This is a genomic window from Paenibacillus sp. SER-28, from assembly GCF_052906305.1.
Genome location: NZ_JBRECM010000008.1, coordinates 81955 through 102952, shown reverse-complemented (window position 1 = coordinate 102952; position 20998 = coordinate 81955). Strand labels below are relative to the sequence as shown.

18 protein-coding genes and 1 pseudogene are annotated in these 20998 nt (G+C 42.6%); 9 read left to right on the top strand and 10 right to left on the bottom strand.

From position 1 onward, the window contains the following. Positions 1 to 760: 760 nt before the first annotated feature. The 3 genes and pseudogenes from ACUYLD_RS18335 to ACUYLD_RS18325 form a co-directional block, all read right to left on the bottom strand. Positions 761 to 2140 carry an amino acid permease gene (locus tag ACUYLD_RS18335; RefSeq protein WP_235307357.1) on the bottom strand — a complete coding sequence of 460 codons (1380 nt, stop codon included), beginning with the start codon at positions 2138 to 2140 and terminating at the stop codon, positions 761 to 763. 465 nt (positions 2141 to 2605) lie between these two features. Then, positions 2606 to 2749, bottom strand: a pseudogene (locus ACUYLD_RS18330) (GNAT family N-acetyltransferase); the annotation flags it as partial. Positions 2750 to 2822: 73 nt separating this feature from the next. Next, on the bottom strand, positions 2823 to 3290 hold the full coding sequence (locus ACUYLD_RS18325; RefSeq protein ID WP_250267494.1) for a MarR family winged helix-turn-helix transcriptional regulator: 468 nt from the start codon (positions 3288 to 3290) through the stop codon (positions 2823 to 2825). Positions 3291 to 3489: 199 nt separating this feature from the next. Between ACUYLD_RS18325 and ACUYLD_RS18320 the strand changes: the two genes are divergently transcribed. The 6 genes from ACUYLD_RS18320 (at position 3490) to ACUYLD_RS18295 (ending at position 8848) form a co-directional block, all read left to right on the top strand. Then, positions 3490 to 4365 carry an SDR family NAD(P)-dependent oxidoreductase gene (locus ACUYLD_RS18320; protein ID WP_446675676.1) on the top strand — a complete coding sequence of 292 codons (876 nt, stop codon included), beginning with the start codon at positions 3490 to 3492 and terminating at the stop codon, positions 4363 to 4365. 166 nt (positions 4366 to 4531) lie between these two features. Next, the gene (locus ACUYLD_RS18315; protein WP_235307355.1) at positions 4532 to 5212 is read left to right on the top strand and encodes a hypothetical protein; all 681 of its coding nucleotides are present in this window, start codon (positions 4532 to 4534) and stop codon (positions 5210 to 5212) included. Next, a complete protein-coding gene (locus ACUYLD_RS18310; RefSeq protein WP_446675675.1) occupies positions 5209 to 6624 on the top strand; it encodes a phage baseplate assembly protein V in 1416 nt (471 codons plus the stop codon). The genes ACUYLD_RS18315 and ACUYLD_RS18310 overlap by 4 nt, the downstream gene beginning before the upstream one ends. 12 nt (positions 6625 to 6636) lie before the next feature. Next, positions 6637 to 7899 (top strand): pentapeptide repeat-containing protein, encoded by a 1263-nt coding sequence (locus tag ACUYLD_RS18305; RefSeq protein WP_446675674.1) that lies wholly within the window; start codon positions 6637 to 6639, stop codon positions 7897 to 7899. Continuing rightward, positions 7896 to 8426, top strand: a complete 531-nt coding sequence (locus ACUYLD_RS18300) for a hypothetical protein (RefSeq protein ID WP_440723383.1) — start codon at positions 7896 to 7898, stop codon at positions 8424 to 8426. The genes ACUYLD_RS18305 and ACUYLD_RS18300 overlap by 4 nt, the downstream gene beginning before the upstream one ends. A 5-nt stretch (positions 8427 to 8431) precedes the next feature. Then, a complete protein-coding gene (locus ACUYLD_RS18295) occupies positions 8432 to 8848 on the top strand; it encodes a DUF4280 domain-containing protein (protein WP_013308879.1) in 417 nt (138 codons plus the stop codon). A 104-nt stretch (positions 8849 to 8952) separates the two neighbouring features. Here ACUYLD_RS18295 and ACUYLD_RS18290 read toward each other — a convergent pair whose 3' ends face one another. After that, on the bottom strand, positions 8953 to 10431 hold the full coding sequence (locus tag ACUYLD_RS18290) for a protein adenylyltransferase SelO (protein WP_446675673.1): 1479 nt from the start codon (positions 10429 to 10431) through the stop codon (positions 8953 to 8955). Between the two features lie 100 nt (positions 10432 to 10531). Then, entirely contained in the window at positions 10532 to 10978 is a 447-nt protein-coding gene (locus tag ACUYLD_RS18285; RefSeq protein ID WP_254351165.1) for a VOC family protein, read from the bottom strand. 112 nt (positions 10979 to 11090) lie between these two features. Here ACUYLD_RS18285 and ACUYLD_RS18280 point away from each other — a divergent pair, with 112 nt between their 5' ends. After that, positions 11091 to 12029 carry a helix-turn-helix transcriptional regulator gene (locus ACUYLD_RS18280; RefSeq protein ID WP_254351166.1) on the top strand — a complete coding sequence of 313 codons (939 nt, stop codon included), beginning with the start codon at positions 11091 to 11093 and terminating at the stop codon, positions 12027 to 12029. A gap of 91 nt (positions 12030 to 12120) precedes the next feature. Here ACUYLD_RS18280 and ACUYLD_RS18275 read toward each other — a convergent pair whose 3' ends face one another. The 3 genes from ACUYLD_RS18275 to ACUYLD_RS18265 form a co-directional block, all read right to left on the bottom strand. After that, complete coding sequence (locus tag ACUYLD_RS18275) at positions 12121 to 12492, bottom strand: hypothetical protein (RefSeq protein ID WP_231109497.1); 372 nt, start codon at positions 12490 to 12492, stop codon at positions 12121 to 12123. A gap of 159 nt (positions 12493 to 12651) precedes the next feature. After that, entirely contained in the window at positions 12652 to 14826 is a 2175-nt protein-coding gene (gene gnpA, locus ACUYLD_RS18270) for a 1,3-beta-galactosyl-N-acetylhexosamine phosphorylase (protein ID WP_446675672.1), read from the bottom strand. A gap of 12 nt (positions 14827 to 14838) precedes the next feature. Then, complete coding sequence (locus tag ACUYLD_RS18265; RefSeq protein WP_446675671.1) at positions 14839 to 15858, bottom strand: glycoside hydrolase family 88/105 protein; 1020 nt, start codon at positions 15856 to 15858, stop codon at positions 14839 to 14841. Between the two features lie 317 nt (positions 15859 to 16175). On the opposite strand from ACUYLD_RS18265, the gene ACUYLD_RS18260 reads away from it, so the two are divergent. Both ACUYLD_RS18260 and ACUYLD_RS18255 read left to right on the top strand, forming a co-directional pair. Continuing rightward, positions 16176 to 17117, top strand: a complete 942-nt coding sequence (locus ACUYLD_RS18260; protein WP_446675670.1) for an AraC family transcriptional regulator — start codon at positions 16176 to 16178, stop codon at positions 17115 to 17117. Positions 17118 to 17419: 302 nt separating this feature from the next. After that, positions 17420 to 18847: a pyridoxal phosphate-dependent decarboxylase family protein gene (locus tag ACUYLD_RS18255; RefSeq protein ID WP_446675669.1), complete on the top strand. Its 1428-nt coding sequence runs from the start codon at positions 17420 to 17422 to the stop codon at positions 18845 to 18847. A 247-nt stretch (positions 18848 to 19094) separates the two neighbouring features. Here ACUYLD_RS18255 and ACUYLD_RS18250 read toward each other — a convergent pair whose 3' ends face one another. Then, positions 19095 to 19664, bottom strand: a complete 570-nt coding sequence (locus ACUYLD_RS18250; RefSeq protein WP_446675668.1) for an SF0329 family protein — start codon at positions 19662 to 19664, stop codon at positions 19095 to 19097. Positions 19665 to 19719: 55 nt separating this feature from the next. Further along, positions 19720 to 20709 carry a tRNA dihydrouridine synthase gene (locus ACUYLD_RS18245; RefSeq protein WP_257126696.1) on the bottom strand — a complete coding sequence of 330 codons (990 nt, stop codon included), beginning with the start codon at positions 20707 to 20709 and terminating at the stop codon, positions 19720 to 19722. Positions 20710 to 20998 lie beyond the last annotated feature (289 nt).

Genomic DNA, 20998 nt, shown 5'->3' with positions numbered 1-20998 from the left:
ATATTAGCCTGTTCTCAAGATAATTTGAGCTTTCTCTCTCGGATCGGGTACGTATGGGTATTATTTCAAAAAATGATGATTTAAGCTATTGGCCTGTATTCTGCTGCTCGGTTGCTGCTTTGAGACGTTTTTCCATTTCCGTAGACACCATAATGTTTAATAGATCCATAAGATTATTGGTCTCATCCCTTGCTTTTTGATAGGCCGCAACGAAGGCTTTTTCATTCACGGAAGGGTTTTTAATGTCACTTAGTTTCTTCGCTTATCCAGTATCATTTTCCCTCCTTTTTTTGTATTTATTTGAAGTCCCACGGTCTGACCTTTAAAATATATAATGTACTAGGCGTTATATAGGAAGGGGGAACTTATCTATGTTCAAGAAAATGGATATTTACCGAATCCTCACTTTAATATTTGCTGTAGTTGTTATGATCTCTTCCTTTTTATCACTCGCATACCCAGACACCTATAGGGACTCATACAAAATCGCGCAATTTTTTCTAGGGTTTATATTTTTATTTTCTGGAATTACAGAGCTTAAGGCTAACCGAAAGAGTATAGCAATAATCAACTTCTCCATTTTCGTTCTCACTTTTTTTGTATTTGTATTTACACTTGTAGTGCGAACAGGATAACCACACGGTTCTATACCTCAGTAACAACCCTTCCGTAGCCCCTCCCTCGTCATGTAAAAGAAAAGCCGAGCGAACTCAGGATCATCTGAATTGCGCTCGGCAAGTGTTACGTATTTAGCAATCTTTTAGTTTTCCTCTAATTCTTCAATTCTCTGCCTCTTTCCTATACCAAAGACAAAATATCCAACAACGACGATCGCCATGAATGTTGCTCCGACAATCAACGACAAGCGTGTGTCTGGATTAAACCACATTCCAACGATCACAAGCAACAAAAAGACAATGGTGATGTAATTACTGATCGGAAAAAAACGAGACTTAAAGGTGTGATCCTTCATTTCGTCCTTCCATTTTTTCCTAAATTTAAATTGACTGATGGCTAATGCAAACCACGGTACCATGCCTGGAAGAACACTGGCGCTGTAAATATACAGAAACAGTTTGGAATCAGGCATTAAATAGTTAAATAACACCCCTACCAGCAGCAAGGAAATGGTCGTTATTATACTATTTCTAGGGACGCCGCTTGGAGAAACTTTCCCAAAGAACTTAGGAGCTTGTCCGTTCTTAGCCAATGTATATAACATTCTGCCCGCACTGTAAATACCACTGTTACAACCAGACATCGCAGCTGTAAGTACAACAAAGTTAATGATACCCGCAGCAGCCACAATTCCTACCTTGGCAAAAGTCAGAACAAATGGGCTGCCGATCTCGCCTATTTGGTTCCAAGGATAAATCGTAACAATGACAAAGATTGCACCCACGTAGAAAATCAAAATACGCCAGATGATGTTTTTAATGGCTTTTCGCAGTGTCATCTTCGGATTTTCAGCTTCACCTGCCGTAATACCTACCATCTCTATCCCTTGGTAAGCCGCTGTTACAATGCAGAGTGCAAATAGGAACCCTTTCAAACCACCTGCAAAGAAGCCTCCCTGGCTGTACAGATTGGATAGACCTATCGGTTGTCCACCGTTACCAAGTCCAAAGAAGATCATCCCCGTACCAACTACTAGCATGAAGATAATGGCGACAATTTTAATCATCGCAAACCAAAACTCAAATTCCCCATAAAATTTCACAGCCGCCAAATTGGCCAATGCAATAATAATTACACCTGCCAAAGCCGGCAACCATTGCGGGATATCTGGGAACCAGTAGCCCACATATACCCCAATCGCAGTGACTTCTGCCATCCCTACGGTAACCCATAAAAACCAATAGCTCCAGGCGGTCAAGAAACCGGCTAAAGGGCTGATATATTTATGAGCAAATGTAGCGAATGAGCCTGTCACCGGTTCAAGAATCAGCATTTCCCCCATGATCCGCATGACAAAAAACATAATAATCCCAGCTAAGAGATATGCCAACAGCACTGAGGGACCTGCCCATTTTATCGTACTTGCCGACCCCATAAACAAACCGACGCCAATCGTACCTCCAAGCGCAATCAACTCAACGTGCCGTGGCTTTAGCCCTCTCGTTAATTGTTTCGATTCCAAAAGAACGCTCCCCTTCGTATATGTTCATCATCAAACGCTAATGATCCGGAAAACTGTCCCCAAACATTATTAATTTTTCAGACTGACGTGGTCGTGAGTGAACGACTACAAAGTAGTTCCACGATTCGTAAATATACAAGGAAACCACGTCCTATTTACCGTCCAAACCTTACTGTTTCTAAGACCGAGTCCGTAGCATTAGATGCATTGTATGACAAAAAACGCCTAAATACAACTGCTAATTAGCAGACATTTTTAGGCATGAAATGGAAAGGAAGGCTATTCATATTTTCTGAACAATGGTCAATTTAATGCAATGCATTAGAGTGCTAAACATACATATTTCTTCAATGATAAATATCACGATATTAAGCCTATTTGAAATCTGTATTCATACAGTGGAAAACATGAAATCAAAGAGCAACATTTCAAATATTACCTTGGATATAACTAGTGAACATGTATTTATTTGAGATTTTTTATAAAATTTTTTTGATCCTTGGTAAACATATAGCCACGTCGTTCGTAGAACCTGTGAGCCTGTATCCGACTTGGATGAGATAACAGTTTGATCCCGGAAAATCCATGGGACTTCCCCCACTGTTCAAATTTCCCTAACATTATTTTCTTTCACTTTTAAAATGCCTCCTTTTTTCACCATACGATGCTTTATGTTGAATCATTAATCCTCGCAATCATACCCGTTAAAACACTTCAGCATCTCGATGAACGCTTCAAGTTTAGAATCCTCCCATGTTGAAATACGTTGATAAAACTCTTTTTCTTTTTCTTTTAAAGCTTCCAAGGCTTTTTCACGACCATTGGCTGTCAGGGATATCAACACTCCCCGACGATCCTCAGGATGAGTTTCACTTTTTACATAATTCAAGTGTTTAAGTTGAGTAACAAGCCGACTAACAGAGCTTCGATCCATAGCGGTGGATTCCGCCAAAAATGTAGCGCTTGCCGGACCGTATGACAGGAGACAACGTACAATCAGAAAAGCTGCAGGTTGTAATGATGGATCGAAAAGTGCCGCAGTTTTTACATTGAGTGCATGCGACGCGCTTATAAGTGCATTAAGTTGTTCACCAAGATTCAGTTCTAATTGCTCTCTTGTAGAATCTGGATGTTGAGTTTTATTTTCCATATGTCCCCACCTTATTTGAATGAGTTCGAATATATATTTGACATATATCAATCAAAATACATATACTTGATATATATCAATCATATTTTCAACTTTGGTAAGTGTCAAGCAGAAGATCTACAGTATAAAGCATCCACAACCGTAAAGCGTAGACATGAATATGGATGTAATTGGATCAAGAATTTGGAGGATGATCTATATGTCGACATACCCGATTATTGTAATCACTGGTGCTACTAACGGTCTTGGACAATGGGTAGCAATTGAATTAGCCAAACGTGGGGCACATCTAGTCTTAACAGCCAGAAATGAAAAACGTGCTGAAATGACTAAAAATATTTTAAAAGATCTGGCGCCAAGTACAAAGGTAGACTTTTTTTTCGGGGACCTGTCTCTTATGAAAGATGTCAAACGTATTGGGGATGAAATTAAAGCTAATTATCCTAAGATTGATGTATTAGTGAACAATGCTGGATTACATGGATTTGAACAGCGAATAACCTCAGAGGGTTTGGCAGAAATGATAGCCGTAAACTATCTTGCCCCGTGGCTGTTAACGCATACACTACTCAATTCACTCATGGAATCCACAAATGCTAGGATCGTCAATGTGGCTTCTGAAGCATCACGCAACCATGGTGAATTAAAATTACCGGAGGATTTAACAGATACATCTGTATTTACCGCAAGAGGTTCATCTAAGATATACGGAAAGACCAAGCTTCTTAATATCATGTTTACAGAAGAACTTGGACGTCAACTGGATGGAACTGGAATCGTAGTTAATGCACTTAATCCAGGCTTTAACGTTACCGGCCTTGGTCGCGAGTTAGGGTTTTCTTCGATACTTGCAAAAATATTGAACGCTTTGCATATCGGAGACCCACGGAAAGGAGCGGACATCATTATTCGTTTAGCAACAGAATCCCAATATCAAGAAGTGACAGGCGGATATTTTAATGTTGGTACTGGTAAGCCGATTGTGCCGACATATCCTGGTGGGGATATCAAGATGCAACGCCTGCTTTGGAGTACTACAACCGAATTATTACGGCAAAAAGGCGTTATGGAATGAAATAGAATCTAATATCGAACAATGCTCCCCCAACGAATGGTTCATTTTGTAAACTAAATCTCTCTTTTAACCGATAAATACATATGTTGGTTTTGTACTTAAATATCTCCTCTCATCTTTACATATTCAAGTACAAACGCGTATTTTTCCTAAAAGGGGGCTTTCTATGAACTATCTAGACGAGCATATACTTAGCCTCAAAGCTAAAATGGTGGATCAGAAGACAGCTAATAACGATAATGTGAAATCCATCCCAGCTCAAACTCAGAAATCGGAACAGGACGGTTCCATGTTTGAAGAAACAAAGCTACTTCATGTTGAAAATGATTATCTCACGTTGGAGCCCATTACAATACTACACGGAGAGATTGGTTTCTACATCCCCAAGTCCTTTACTCCTATGCCAATGGAGCAAGCTATAATCAAATATCCTTCAGAGCATCGACCAAAGGTCATTTATACCTCATCTGAGGAGACCATCAATATCACTTTTAATCCTACAGATACCGCTCTGGAAGCGGAAGAACTGCCCGATTTTGTAGAGCAAATGGCGGATATTCTACGGTCTGTACAACCGATTCGCAACTGGTTAGGTACCGAAATGGTCACCAACTGTTCCGGACTTTCAGTTGGACAGATTCGTTTTGTGGCGGCGGGGATCGACGGTAATCTATACAACGAAATGCTGCTCTTTATCCACAATGGACGAGTTGTCATAGGTTCCTTTAGCTGTCTGGAGGCAGATCTCGAAGTCTGGTTACCTGTAGCAGAATACTGGGTTCAATCCCTTTCTGTCCTTCCACCCTCCGCCTATTCTACAAATGAGAAAGGAATGACTACACCATGAGTCTGGGATACGATCAAATTCAAATTCACCCTTATGAACAAATTGATCTAGAAGAGCTCACCTTAACAAAAAAAGTTAACGAGCATACTCGGCTTTATTTTACAGGTGTTATCCCCGAAGACTTGCAAGACAGTTACGTGGAAACGACAGAAAAAAATACCATCATTGAAGTCAGCCAACAAGATGAATCTGGCGCAAGCAAGCCGCTATTTAGTGGGATTGCCCTCTCGGTCGAGGTAAAAGTCGTGCGAGGTGTGTACTATCTGGAGGTGGAGGCCATTTCCCATACGTACCGGATGGACATGAAGCAGCGTACTCGTTCTTTTCAGTATACGAAAATGACGATTCCTCAAATGCTGGAGCACATTGGTAAGGACTATGAAGGACTGGATGTGATCGACGGGGCTACCGGTGGAGAAGCCATCGGACGGCTTGCCATTCAGTATCAGGAGACAGACTGGGCTTTTTTAAGACGCATAGCCTCCCGTTATCATACGAGTCTGATGCCTGTAGCTCGTTTTGACAGTCCCAAATTTTATTTTGGTATTGAGGACAGCCCTGCACAGGCGATACTGGATCATACCCGTTATAGCGTACGTAAGCAGTTGCTACCTTTTCGTTATTTTCAGGAGAATGAACAGACCAAACTCAGTGAACATGATTTTATTTTTTATGAGGTAGAAACGGATGAGGTACTCGACTTGGGCGCTCAGTTGAATTTTCAGGGGCATAACCTGTATGTGATGGAAGCCTACACCGCCATGAGCCAAGGACTGCTGCGGCATCAGTATGTGTTGGGTTCTTACCAGGGATTTCGGCAAAAAAGCTACTACCAGGATAAGCTGGCAGGAGCCTCATTAAGCGGTATTGTGCTGGACGTACGTCAGGATCAAGTGCGCATTCATCTAGATTGTGATGAACAACAGGACACTAACCAAGCACACTGGTTCAACTATTCTACCGTGTACAGTGGCGGTGGTCATACCGGTTGGTACGTCATGCCAGAAAAAGGCGATTCAGTTTCCCTCTATTTCCCCGGTAGTCGGGAAGAAGACGGCGTAGCAGGTAGTGCCGTGAGACGGGCAGATCGCAAGAGTGCGCATAACCATTTTTCCAATCCGCAAATGAAAATATGGCGTACCCCGCATGGCAAGGAAATTCGGCTAGGACCGGATGAACTGGTCGTTACAGGTAAGGACGGCGCCATTTATATCAAACTGGACGATAAAGAAGGCATTCATATTGCGAGCAGCAAACAGGTGAATATTACGGCGGGAGGCAATCTCAGCCTATCTGCGGGGAAGACAATGAGCCTGTCCGCAGGTAGTCAGCTCCGTATGGATTGTAATGGCAGTCATATCGAATTAAGTGGGTCGGCAGACATGAAAGGCAGCGAAGTGAAGTCAAATTAAGGATGATTAGAAATGGAAAAGCAAACAGATGTGTTAGATCAGCAACAAACAGCTCTTCATCAGGCTTGGTCTTTCATCCGCAAAGAATGGGCGTTGAAATGTAAATCAACACAAACACAAAGATTACAGCATATAGTAGAACATTTTCGCGCCTTTTGTGAGCTGGTTCGGCAAAAACAACTCACAGGTCGTAAAGGTCATATTGGTTACATCAACTACTCTATGCTGCGCACCACATGGCTTGAAAAGAAGCCCGTTTATCTTGTTGAAGCTACGGATGCCTTATGGATGCTTGATGCTGAGCCCGTTCAGTTGGAGTACGATGCGAGTTGGATTTTTCTCTATTGGACTCAATTACGTGAACAGCTTGGGGCTGAAACTTTGAAGCAACAAGTCTCCCTTTCCGAGCTTGAACTGGAACAGATCATGCTGGAAGCAGCGGGATATCTTCATACGATGATCGTTAGTCTGGTTCGTCAGGCTATGAAGCAAGCAGTCGACCTACCAGAGTTTGAGGCGTTGGATCGTGAAGAAGCTTTTGAGATTCGCGTCGGAGAGTATATGGATCATAGTATCTCTGTGTACCGGGAAGATCGGAGACCCATGGATGCAAACATAATAAAGTCTTGGCTGGAGGAAAAAGAAGAATCGGCCTACAGCTACCAAGCACTGTCTCAAGTTCAACTGTCGGATGGAGATTACAGTTCCTTGGATTTTCGCTATACAGTCTTTCGCCAGATCGGGATGCAACAAAGTCGATTGCATCACTGTATCCTCGTAGGCACGGTATGGCAAGAAGCTCAGCTAGATGGAACCGACTTTTCGCACAGCCTGCTTCACGGAGCCGATTTCAGTGGCTGTTCTCTGCAAGAGGCTGTACTGGACGAAGTTATAAGCAATAGCGAATATGGATCGGATGCTTGGCTGGATTGGGAACCGTTAGGATTAGATGGAGTGAATTTTACAAGAGCTAATTTACAGGGAGCTAGTTTTCAACATGCACAGCTTCAAGGAGCTGCTTTCCAAGATGCCGCGCTGCAAAGAGCTTTATTTAACGGCGCGGATCTAACAGGTGCCTGCTTTGTAGGAGCCGATGTTACTGACGCTTCGTTTATAGGTGCATGTTTAGTAAAAGCTAATTTTACAGGAGCAAAACTACACCGGGTAATCTTTACAGATGAACAACTAAGCCAAGCTATTGGCCTTTCTGTTGTAGAAACGCCACTGGCTACACAGATAACAGATGCAGTGAGTAAAGGGGAGTGGATGTCATGAGGTATTACCGACTCATGGTGGACGAGCGCGTAAAGCATCGGGTGGAGACTGCGCCCCTAGCTCCCTTGCAGGTGGAAGGTATCCTTTCGGGTCATACCATTCAGACAGAGGACACTCCCCTATTTTTAGCAGTACATACAGATCCACGAACCGTATATCCGGATTTTCTGGAGTTCCCTTTGCCGCTGGTTTCAGACTCCATGAAAGCCCTGTTGGAAAAATACATGCCAGAGCTGGAATGGAAGGCCGCTATACTTACCGATTTTCAGCAAGCCAGGCAGGATGTGTACTGGGTACTGCGTCCACCTGTGGTGGACTGTCTTTCCTCACAAACCGAGTGGTATCCCGACCATACCTTGAAGCAGCTGGTACTTAAGTACGGGAAAATCGAACCGTCTATATTTCGGATTGCCGGCTTGTTGGAAGCACATATCTATATCAATCTCGCGGTAGCGGAAAGTCTGCTGCGTCGTCCATTTACAGGTGTTCGTGTGCAAAAAGTGGAGATGGCCACAAAGGAGGAATAATTCGTATGGAAGAAGCAAGTGTGCAGCCTGGAACAGGTGCGAAAAAAAGCTACGTCGTGGCAGGTGCGATTTTAAGCTGTAGTTACGGTACACAGCCTACGCGTTTGAAGCGCCCTTTTAGCCACGGGGTGTATGTTAAAAATAAAGCACAGATGAATATTGGAGATTATGTACCTGGTGTGAACATAAAATCTTTTGGGAATTGCTCCAGTCCGCTGAACCCGGCTGTGCAAGCCAGTGAGATGGTTGATATTTATGGAGTGAAAAAGGCTCCGTGTATTCCTGTCCTTACGATGCCTTGGTTGAACGGAAAAAGCGACATGCGCATCGAAGGCCAGCCTGCTCTTACGCAGAACTGTACGCATCAATGTCTTTATTGCGGACACATACAGATCGAAAATGACGGTCAGGAGCTGGATTAATCAGTTGCAACCTACCCCTATAAAAACAAAATGCGCTGGTGAGAGAATGGCTATCTTCTCCACCAACGCATGATATAGATTATCTTCAAACCGTTCGCTCTGCATCAGGTACCACAAAAGGTTCGGTAAGGACAGGTGGATTCCTCAGGCAATGTAGAGTAAATTTCCTGTTCGGTAGAGTAGGCATAAGGGTTCGAAAGAACTTCAAGAAGCTGTTCCATCACACGGTAGTCTTCTCGTTCCACCGCAGCTTCTAGTGCTTCTTCTACCCGGTGGTTGCGTGGGATGATTGCAGGATTACTGCTGCGCATCAGCTGACGCGAGGAGGCTTGTGATTCCTGCTGTCTGCCTAGCCTCGCCTGCCATTGCTCGTGCCACTGGGTGAATTCCGCAGTGCTGAACAGAACCGTATCCTCCAGCTTGTTCAAAGTTAGGGTACGGAAGGTATTGGTGTAGTCGGCACGATGCTTCTGCATGATACTCAGAAGCTCCTCAATAAGAGATTCATCCTCCTGCTCTTCGTTAAAGATCCCCAGCTTCGCCCGCATTCCTGCAAGCCAATGATGGTGAAACATTTTTACAAAATCTGAAATTGCATCCTCAGCCAGTGTGACAGCCTGCTCCCTGTTGTCATGCAGCAGTGGCAAGAGCGTCTCAGCAAATCTCGCGAGATTCCACGCAGCAATATGCGGCTGATTGGCATAAGCATAGCGTCCCTGCCTGTCGATGGAACTGAACACCGTCTCAGGATCATAGGTATCCATGAAGGCGCAAGGACCATAATCAATGGTTTCTCCGCTAAGGGTCATATTGTCGGTGTTCATCACCCCATGAATAAAACCAACCAGCTGCCATTTGGCAATCAGCTCGGCTTGACGCTTAATCACTTCCTGAAGCAGTGAAAGGTAACGGTTTTCGTCATTGGCAACTTCCGGGTAGTGTCTTTCCAAGGTATAATCAGCCAGAGCACGGAGATCTTGGGACGTGCCCCATGCTGAGACGTATTGAAAGGTGCCGACGCGAAGATGACTGCCAGCCACACGGGTCAGAATGGCTCCGGGCTGCTCGGTCTCCCGGATGATCGACTCACCCGTGGATACCACCGCCAAGCTGCGGGTGGTAGCAATATCCAGCGCATGCATCGCCTCACTGATGATGTATTCGCGAAGCATCGGACCAAGTGCCGCACGGCCGTCACCACCACGGGAGTATGGCGTTCTGCCTGAGCCCTTGAGCTGAATATCAACCCGTTCACCCAAGGGAGTGATCTGTTCGCCAAGCAGCAGAGCACGCCCATCTCCTAACATGTTAAAATGCCCAAATTGATGCCCTGCGTAAGCTTGAGCAAGAGGTACGGCTCCTTCTGGAACCTGGTTTCCAGCCAGCTCCGCTACGCCATCATTCCTTTGCAGCGCTGTACCGTTCAACCCCAGTGATGCTGCCAACGGATGATTAAGTATAATCAGCTTGGGTGAGCGGACAGGAGTCAGTTTAAGCTTTGTAAACAATGATTCCGGCAAACGAGAATAACTGTTGTCGAAGTTCCACCCTATTTGATCTGCTATTTCTTTTTTCTCCGTCATAGTGTCTCCTTTTCTGCTGCGGTATCTTAGGTTTTCCCATTTTAGTTTTTACTTCTGCCCATTTATTATCCAATTATGAAACATCGAACATGCTTTTTTATTATAATCGATTATCGAACATTAATTGTATTTGAATACCGAACGGGTCTTCAATAATACCGTAGGCTTGGCTAAACACATTATTAGATAAAGGCACAATAATTTTCACTCGATCATCCGTAATCAAGCTATTATAAAAACGTTTAATTTCTTCTAAATCAGCACTTTGAATACATAATGAAGTGTTATTACCCACTGTATATTTTTCACTGATGTTCATTGTATCTTCTGCTATCATTACTTTTGATTTTCCGATGGATAAGACAGAATGAGAAATATAATTTTTATTTTCATCAGTAAGCTGTATGGAGCTGTCACGTTGGGCCATGTCTTGATAGGTAACAAGAAACAATTCCTTTGCGCTGAAGTGTTTTTTGTAAAAATGTACAGCTTCTTTTGCCTTTCCGTTCATGGATAAGAAAATAGCTACTTCTAATGTTGTACTCATGGTATCAATCTCCTTTTATATGTGTAGATATCTTATGAATTTGATCTATTCCCTTGAACTTATTATTATATAAAAAGGTATCAAAACATGACACCTTTATAAGGAGATTTAGATGAAGAAATCAGAAAGATTAAATGACATGATCAGATACTTAAACAGTCGAGAGTTTTTTAATTTAAATGACCTAATGGATAAATACCATATCTCGAAAAGTACAGCTCTACGAGATATTAGTTCATTGGAACAATTAGGTATGCCTATTTTTTCGGAACATGGCAGACATGGACGATATGGTATCCTAAAAAATAGATTGTTATCCCCCATTATTTTTACGATGGATGAAGTGTATGCTCTGTACTTTGCAATGTTGACGTTAGAAGCTTATCAATCCACCCCCTTTCACTTAAGTGTTAATCAACTCAATGAAAAGTTTGAACACTGTCTTTCTAAAATACAAATAAACCAGATTCATAAAATGAAAAAGGTTCTACAATTTGAAATATATCAGCATAATCATGTTAGTCGCTATTTAGATAAAATTCTAACAAGCATTCTTAATGAGAGTACGTGTAAAGTTAAATATGTAAAAAATAATCAGAACAAAAGTTACTATGTTCAATTTTTCAAAATTTCCGCTAAGTTTGGCCAATGGTATGCTACTGGAATAGAGTTACATACGAATAAATATAGAGTTTTCAGATGTGATCGAATCACCTTTGTAGAAGAAGAGGAGAACAATTCTCGCTTTTCTATAGATGAACTCCTTAATCGTTCATTGGAAATGTATCAAACTGAGAAGAGCATTGACTTTGAAGTAGAGATTGTAGAACAAGCCAAGGATATTTTTTATAAAGAACATTATCCTTCTATGAAAATAGAAAATGGTGATAAGACAGTCATTAAGGGATTTTATAATCCTGGAGAAGAGGAGTTTATCGCTCATTATTTTATGAGATATGGTCATTATGTACGATCAGTGAAGCCAGAATCTTTAAAACAGATTATTAAAGATAGAGTTGAGCACCTATTAAACCACTATCAAAAATTATAAGATCATCGAAGGTTTGTTCAAAATTTTCTCTACATTTTAGCAAGGAAAAGAAGGCTCACGCTCCTTTTCCTTGCTAACGATGACATTTGAATTATGGCTTCCGTTTGGCGATAACAGCATAGGATACCGTTCTTGTGAATCCAGTTGGATTCCATGCAGTAAATACCCATCTGTCTTCGGCCGCGGAATAATTATTGAGAAGAAACCCTTGTTCATTTCCAGAGAAAGTCCATGCACCGCTAATCAGATTGTAGGCGTTACCGTTAATCGTAGTGCTTCTAAAGCTATTAGGAGAAATAGTGATCGGAGCGAAAGTGAAACGTGCAAATCCATCTCCAAGTTGAGTTACACGAATGGCTTTTTTAAGATTCATAACCACGTGACTTCTTTTCTTTAGCTTTCTTCCCAACTTTGCTTCCGCATTTTTAATTTTCATTAAGGTTGCCTTTCTCAAAGAAATCATCTCCTTAATTGTTCTACTTATATTTAATGATGGGGTAGATACTTTTGAATGGACAAAATCCCCGGTAAATTAGCTTGATTTTCTGGAGCTGCTGAAACAAAAAGCCCTTCCTTAAAATAAAGGAGGGCTTGATACCGCTACTTCTCATATTTTCCGTTCCTATACCGATTTTGTTAAGCCGATATGGGTGATCATGGTGTCATACGGATCTAATTCCATGGTTTGTTTGCCATATTCCGTTTCAATCGTCGTTCTTTGAAGTTGATCGCTATTGTTAATAACAACCAATATTTTACTTTCTGGATAATAAGCACACTCTGTATATAGGTTATCTGTAATGTACTTCGTTTCATGTAACTCATTGCCTGCAAACCGAATTATATTCAGCAGCAACCTTGTGTTTTCCCAGCTGAATTCGAAAGAAGGAAGGTAGATCCCCTTTCCTTTACCAAAGGCATGAGTAGTCAATGCTATCATACCACTCGTTTCCTCCACTACCGCAGCTGACCCATCAGTAAGATAAATGCTATTCTTTGGCGTTATACTGGCTCCCTCAGGCACCAAACCATGCTCATCCCTAGCCTCGTATGCCCATCTTCCATGACCTACTCTGGAGCCTGTATCCTCATCCAGTCCAAGAACATGTGCCATTCTGAAAAAGCTGTCGTGGCCTTCAACCGCAGAGGGCTGGTTGATGCCAATAAAGGTACCACCCTCATAAACCCATTTCGTCAGTAAGTCCACACACTTGTTGTCATTCCAGTACTCCCCACCACTCCATGCTGAACCGGCAGAGCCGGCATTGATCACTACATCACAATCCTGTAGAATTCCCTGACGGATATCTTCAAAATCAATGAATTGCACTTCAATCGGCAATCCAGATAAAGCTTCATTGACCTGAATCAAATCATGCATATACGTTTCATGGAAATGTCCAGACAATGTCCACGATCTCAATTTTCCCCAGCTATGCAGAATAGCTACCTTCGTCTTAATATGATAGGGCTTGCCTTCATGGTGCAGTTCCTTAATTTCTCTGAATTCATTGGCAATCTTTTCGATGTAATCGCAAAAATCCGGGTAAGGCTCTACAAGGTGCAAATATCCGCCCAGTCCAATTCGGTCAATAGGCTCCCGCAGCAAAGCGCGCCGAATATTAATCCAATACTTTTTGGCATCCAGCGTGGGGTTCCCCCCCTCCATAAAGGTAGGAAGCCCGCCTAAACCAACCGGAAATAAGTATGGATGCAGTCGAATCTCATGCGTATTCACTTTTACACCTGAACAGAGCCTCGCCTCATAACCTGAAAACACACATTTAATCAACCCGTCAAATCCAAACTCTTGAAAACGGTCATTGTAAGGCTCCATGCCAACCCAACTGTCATCATAGAAAACATAGGCCAGCTTGTCGTGCCTATGCACAATGTCAATTAATTTCTTGCCAAATTCAATCACAAAATCATTGATAAATGCCATCCAATCCAGCTTGCGCTGCTCAGCCGGGATATGACTGACGCGGTATTTCCCCCCATTCACAAAATCCTCGGCAGTCATCGAATACCCGTATTTCTTGGCAAACAGATCGAGCGCTCTTGAACTTACCGTAAAATCATATGAACCCCAGTCAGAGAACAGATGGCGATTGCGCTCATTACTACCCCAGATCCAGGCGAAATTATAAAATAAGGAGGTAAACCGAACAACCGTGGTTTCCTTATGATGGAGACACCAATCTTCCATCCAATCCAGCAGATAATTTTGCGTTTCTGCATAGATGGGATCAATCTGCATCAAATGCTCTTTGTCCCAATGATTCGTTGTGTGATTGTACATGGAAATCTCTTCCCAGATCCGGTAGGCCATAAAGCTTACCGTGTATTTATGCCAAGGAACAATTCCGGTAATGACCACATTTCCGGATTCCCTTTCATAATTCCACTGTTCTCTTGGAACTTCCTCTCCGGTCGTTCTGTCAAAAACCTGCCAATAATTAAACGCCTCTTTGGAATCATTAACTTTGAATTGTTCAGCAAAAAAATCCTCCATCAGATAGATGGATACATAATCTTGTACAGCTACCTTCGGATTTGTAATTAAAAAACACTGCTGCAGCTTATCCAGATGGTGGGACGCCCACTCATTATGATCTCTGATGATACAGATTGTCGAATATATGCCGTACCCAGCGTTAATAATCTCATCGGACAATTGCGTGCCGTCACTATCACGGATGACATCGGCACCCCACCGTTCAGCTAATTTCAGGGTCAGCGCCTCATAACCGGATTCTCCCGGTAGTGTAAAGTTCCCCGTAGTTTGTTTGGACAACTTGGTTCCCTCCTAATTCAACATATCAGACAGAAAGGCCAATGCCAGGCCTTGACCCCAGCCCTGAATCCAGTCTTTTGGAATATTCCGATACCCATCCCGATTTTTCATAACCGCTGTGCCGCCCGACACACCTAGTACCCGTCCGTCCTCGCTAATATGGTTCAAGATGCCCTCCAATGCCTTTTGCACGTATTTGGTATGCAGCGGATTGCCGTTATTGATCATGGCCGCCGCGATTCCGCAAGATGCAGACACTTCTTCGTAGGACTCCTCGTCATCCAGTACCGTCCGCCACAGGCCGTTCTCCGTTTGAACCCCCTTCAGTGCCGCCAGTTGATCCCGAAGTGAATACTCCACGTCCATGCACTGCGGATACAAGTACCAGTCTTTCAAATGAATTTTAACTTGCGACATGGTATAGGCTCCCCAAGCATTCGCTCTCCCCCAGAAAAATCCGGACATATGGTCTTGCTTGACATTATTGTAGCCATGGTACCAGAAACCGCTACTAGGGTCTTGCAGGTATTTGATATGCCAGTAATATTGGTTTAAGGCGTCCTGGATCATTTCCTCATCCTTTAATTTGGTTCCTACACGGAGCAGAAAAAATGCCGCCATAAACAACGTGTCCGCCCATGCCTGTTCTGGAAAATCATTAGCAACGGATACCGTATGCTGCAAAACATGGTCTCCAAACCTGAGAGCATGGTTCCGAATATAATCCACCTTGCTCATCATAATATCCCAATATTTCTGGTCCCCTGTTTCTTCATACAATGTGATCAGCATATGGCCCATAGCACATGTGTTTACCGTCCAGTGCGGCAGACCCAGCTCGATATATTCATCCGCCCACTGCTTAAGCATATTCAAATAGTCTTTATTACCTGTTTTTGTATAGGCCGTGGATACACCATAATAAGCCACACCGCAAGGCCAGTCCCACGTCAAATCCATCGCCATTGTTTTTCTGACGACTTTGTCGATAACTTTTAATATCTCTTCCTTGTCACAATTCAATTGAAGCATCTTTATTCCCCTCTCCTAGCGCACACGCCCCCAAAGGCGCTTGAGAGCTGTTTGTCGCCGTTTTGAAAACGCTTTACTTACTACATTGTACGCAGTAAAATAGTCTCCATCTAAGCATATTCGCAACAAAACTGTGCAATTCCAATCATTTATGTGAGGATTTTGCAAAAATCCAATAAGCGACTTCCAATAAACAATATATAGATCGAAATGGTCTAGTTCGTCTATATATTGCATCTTGGAGCGATTGGAATCGAATTTTGCAAAATCCTGATGTATATCTGCTGGTTAAAATCAAAGTCATGGGGGTATTGAATATGCCCAGAAAAAAGAAGCCCGTTATAGAATATCGGCACTACAGCTTGCCTATAAATTTCCCTGTCTTGCTATTAAGCGGTGAGCGTTGGAAGATTTCAGATATTAAAAGTGAGCATCTCCATTTCCATAACCATTTGGAGATTGGTATATGCTATTCAGATAGCGGCATCATGGAGATCAAAGGAGAATCTGTACCCTTCAAAGCGGGCGATGTGACCTTCATCCCCAGGTATCTTCCTCATACCACGTATAGTTCGCCAAATACAGCCAGTCTTTGGTCTTATATCTTTTTTTCACCAGAGGACCTCTTTCAACATTCATTTAAAAGTGCTTACAGCAACTTCGAGCCGAATTTGTGGGTGGTGAAGGGAATGAACTGTATATTGAATAAGGAGCAACATCCCAAGGTTTATACACTTGCGACTTCAATCGTAGAGGAATTAAAACAGCAGAATCCTTACTATCAGGAAAGTGCCTACGGCTTATTGCTATCCCTTTACATAGAACTCCTTAGAATTCATTCCAGGAATGAACTGTTGGCAGATCAAGAAACAGAGCATAGCCTGAAAAGCAATTTTGTCATTTCTCCGGTTCTGGAGTACATCACGAAAAACTATATGAACCCCATTACCATGGATTTTTTGGCCGATCTGTGCCATTTAAGTACAACTCATTTCCGAAGAAAATTCCATGAAATTATGGGGACGTCGCCTCTCGATTTCCTAAACAGCACCCGAATCGAAGAGGCTTGCAAGCAGTTAAAAAGCACGGAGGATTCTATTCTTTCGATCTCCGAACAAGTCGGTTTTCACTCCATTTCCAGCTTCAACCGCTGCTTCTCTAGGCTTATGGGAAAGCCGCCCAAAGAATGGCGTAAAGGGGCACAATCCGAAGCGCAATCTGCGAAAGCGTCTATACTGGAGTTTACGGGATGGGTTTAGCATAACAGCAGAAATAAACTCGATAAAACGAATTCAATATTCTGGATATCAAACTAGCCATTTTCTGCTTTATATGATTAATCACATTTTGCAATGTATCTAGAAAAAGCATAAAATTCAAATCTTTTAACAACTCCATTCCAGCAAGCCCCGTTGTATAGCCATCTTTGACCTTGAAAATTAATTTATGTAATAGCCAAGTGCCTAAAAATAAACGTAATGATGAAATCGGTGAATCTCACAATATGACAACAGATGTTATATTATACTTTGGTTGAAGTTAAGCAAAGGAGATGCTTATAATGAATCAAGAACCAAATCAGCAATTAGGTGAGATTATTGAACAGTTCATACATTCATTTATAGCAGAAAATAATAACATTCGATCTCAAAAAGTAATCAACATTGCAGATGAGGATACGATAGCTCATTTAAAGGAAATTGGTTTTCCCAAAAAAGGAAGACCAGTAAAAGAGGTAGTCGATGAAATGAGGAAAAACGTCTATCCTCACCAAACCTTCATGCAACACCCTCGCTTTTTCGCATTGGTTCCTGGTCCAATGTCTCTTTACTCGTGGTTAGGAGATATCATGACCAGCGCCTATAATACCCATGCCGGAAGCTGGATGCTGAGTTCGAGCGCAAGCCTTTTAGAGGGGGAAGTGATCCGGTGGATGTGTGACCAAGCAGGATATCCCAATACTGCTGGAGGCATATTTCTGTCGGGCGGATCGCTATCGAATTTGACCGCTTTAGCAGCTGCACGCAATGCAAAGTTATCCGAGCAGGAATATGCCATTGGAACTGCTTATGTTTCAGATCAAACTCATTCATCGGTCGCCAAAGGGTTACGCATCCTCGGATTCCGCAGTGATCAAATCAGGAAGGTTCCAAGTGATACAAATTTTCGTATGGATGTTTCAGCCTTAGAAAAAAAAATAATGGATGATCAAGCGGCTGGGATGAAGCCTTTTGCAATCATTGCCACGGCAGGCACAACCAATACGGGAAGCATTGACCCATTAAACGAAATTGCTGACCTATGTGAAAAACATAATATTTGGTTACACGTGGATGGAGCTTACGGTGCGTCGATTTTGGCTTCTTCGAAATATAAGTCTCTTTTGAGCGGGATATCGCGTTCAGATAGTATCACCTGGGATGCACACAAATGGCTAATGCAGACCTATTCCTGTAGTGTGGTTTTAGCCAAAGAAAAGCAGCACCTCGAAAATTGCTTCAGCACCCATCCAGAGTATTTGAAAGATGCCGAGACTGATGAAGAACATATGAATTATTGGGATCTGGGTCCTGAGTTAACCCGGCCTGCTCGAAGTTTGAAACTATGGGTGACACTGCAAGCTTTAGGAACGAATGCTGTCAGTAAAGTTATAGAGCATGGAGTTCAACTCGCAGAATGGGCTGAAGATGAAATCAAAAAACATAATCATTGGGAGATTGTAACCCCCGCTAAATTAGCGATTGTTAATTTTCGATATGCGCCAACTGGATTATCTGAGCAAGAATTAGATTCACTCAATAAAAGGATCTCCCAAGAAATGATGACAAACGGATACGCCTCTGTGCTTACGACACAACTTAATGGAAAAACTGTTCTCCGAATCTGTGCAATTCACCCGGACACTACGGAACATGAGATAAGAAATACAATTCAGCTTTTATCGAATATAGCAAGATCATTAAATGAGAAAAAAGTTTTTTTGCGATGAAAAATTTTGAAACTAATTGCTACGATTTCTGTAAATAAACGAAAATTATCAGCATCACACAATTAAGAGGGGCACGCCGCCCCTCTTTACTGTTTTCCCAGACACCCAAATTATTTGCCATTGTGCAATACAGTAACAATGAACAGCACCCAATCCTAAAACGTTATTTGAAATGCAGGAATATAGTCAAATTGCAGTGAGGACAACCCTGACACGACGTGCCCCCATCAATGGAAGTTATTTATTTTCATAACGTACTACGCCGTAGTTCATAAAAATACTGCACAATGGGATGCTTTAACTTCATCTTCTCGGTCATGTTTAAAATTCGCTTTTTTCCTACTCGTCTGTCCACTAAAGCTAGAATATTCAATAAGATATCATTACTCTCTAAGCTGTCCTCTATAGAAGTAGTTAAAAACTTATTAGCTACAACATTAAAATTAGACTTGCTTAATGAGGCCTGTGCTGACAAAAGCTCCTTTGCATGCTCTGATATTTTTCTACCTCTTGCAATTACTTGTAGACGATTCTCCGGAACATTCCCATTAGTATCTTTTCTGACCGCTTCAATTTCTTCATTGCTGATAGGAACTTGGATATCTGGATCATTCTTGATTTCCAACTCCGTCTGATACCATTTGATTGGACTAGTGATATCATTCATATTGAGTATGTTCTTCTTATCTACAGTTATATAACAAATTCCAGACTTATCAGGCAAATAACGGTAACTGGTCGCTCGGTATTCGACCCTTCCGTCTAACGCAGGACAGAGGAAGCTCTCCAGTTGTTGCTTCAATTTACTCCAGGACATATATTCCTCCTATGTTTTCAATGCCTACTAACAGCCCAACCCTCAACTTGGCAATTTAATTTCCACGTTCCTCTACCTCATCATGATCCTTGCTTCCAAACTCATCAAGCAATGTACGCACTTCACTTGTTGATTTGGCGTTCATTAAGCTGTTTCTGAGTTCACTTGCCCCTCGGAATCCACGGACATATATTTTGAAGAAGCGGGCGAGAGGGCTGAACGAACGTGGCTCCTGCGCTGAATAATGATCATGGAGATCTAGATGAAGCCGCAGCAATTCAAGCAATTCCTCACTGCTGTGTTCCTTCGGCTCCTTCTCAAACGCAAATGGATTCTGGAAAATACCACGCCCAATCATAATGCCATCCACTCCATATTGCTCAGCGAGCTTCAAGCCGGTCTGACGGTCCGGAATATCTCCGTTAATGGTCAGCAGTGTATCTGGTGCCACCTCATCACGAAGTTTCTTAATCTCCGGAATCAGTTCCCAGTGGGCGTCTACTTTGCTCATTTCCTCTCTGGTCCGCAGATGAATAGAGAGATTAACGATGTCTTGTTTCAAAATATGGGTTAACCAGTCGCGCCATTCATCTACGGCAGTGAAACCAAGCCTTGTTTTCACACTGACGGGCAGTCCCCCGGCTTTGGCGGCCTGAATGATATCCGCTGCGATTTCGGGACGGCAGATCAGGCCGCTTCCCTTCCCATTCTCCGCTACATTCGCTACGGGGCAACCCATGTTAATATCGATGCCTTTGAAGCCTTCTTTTGCCATACCGATGCTCATTTCACGGAAATATTCCGGCTTATCTCCCCAGATATGGGCCACCATGGGCTGTTCATCCGCTGTAAAAGTCAAACGCCCGCGTACACTTTTGTTCCCCTCCGGGTGACAATAACTCTCTGTATTCGCAAACTCCGTAAAAAACACATCCGGTCTGGCTGCTTCACTTACGACATGGCGAAACACAACATCCGTCACATCCTCCATCGGTGCCAGTATAAAAAAAGGTCGTGGCAAATCACGCCAAAAATTATTCGTCATATCAAAAACTCCTCTATAAATACCAGGACAAATCTTTGGTCCCAAAATGGTAAAGCTAACCTGTTCATGTCCTTGCTTCTTCTTCACATATAACATGTTTAAGCAACGTAGTTCAAACGGCAGTATATGTTAAGCATAGACATCTAAATGAGTATATCATACTCAATAGAGGAGCATACTCCCCAAAAGACTCGCAAAAAAAGGAAGATCGCCGCTCCTCCTTGCCATCTTCTATAACGTACTGCGCCGCAGTTCATAGAAATACTGCACGGCATAACTTCCCCCAGCC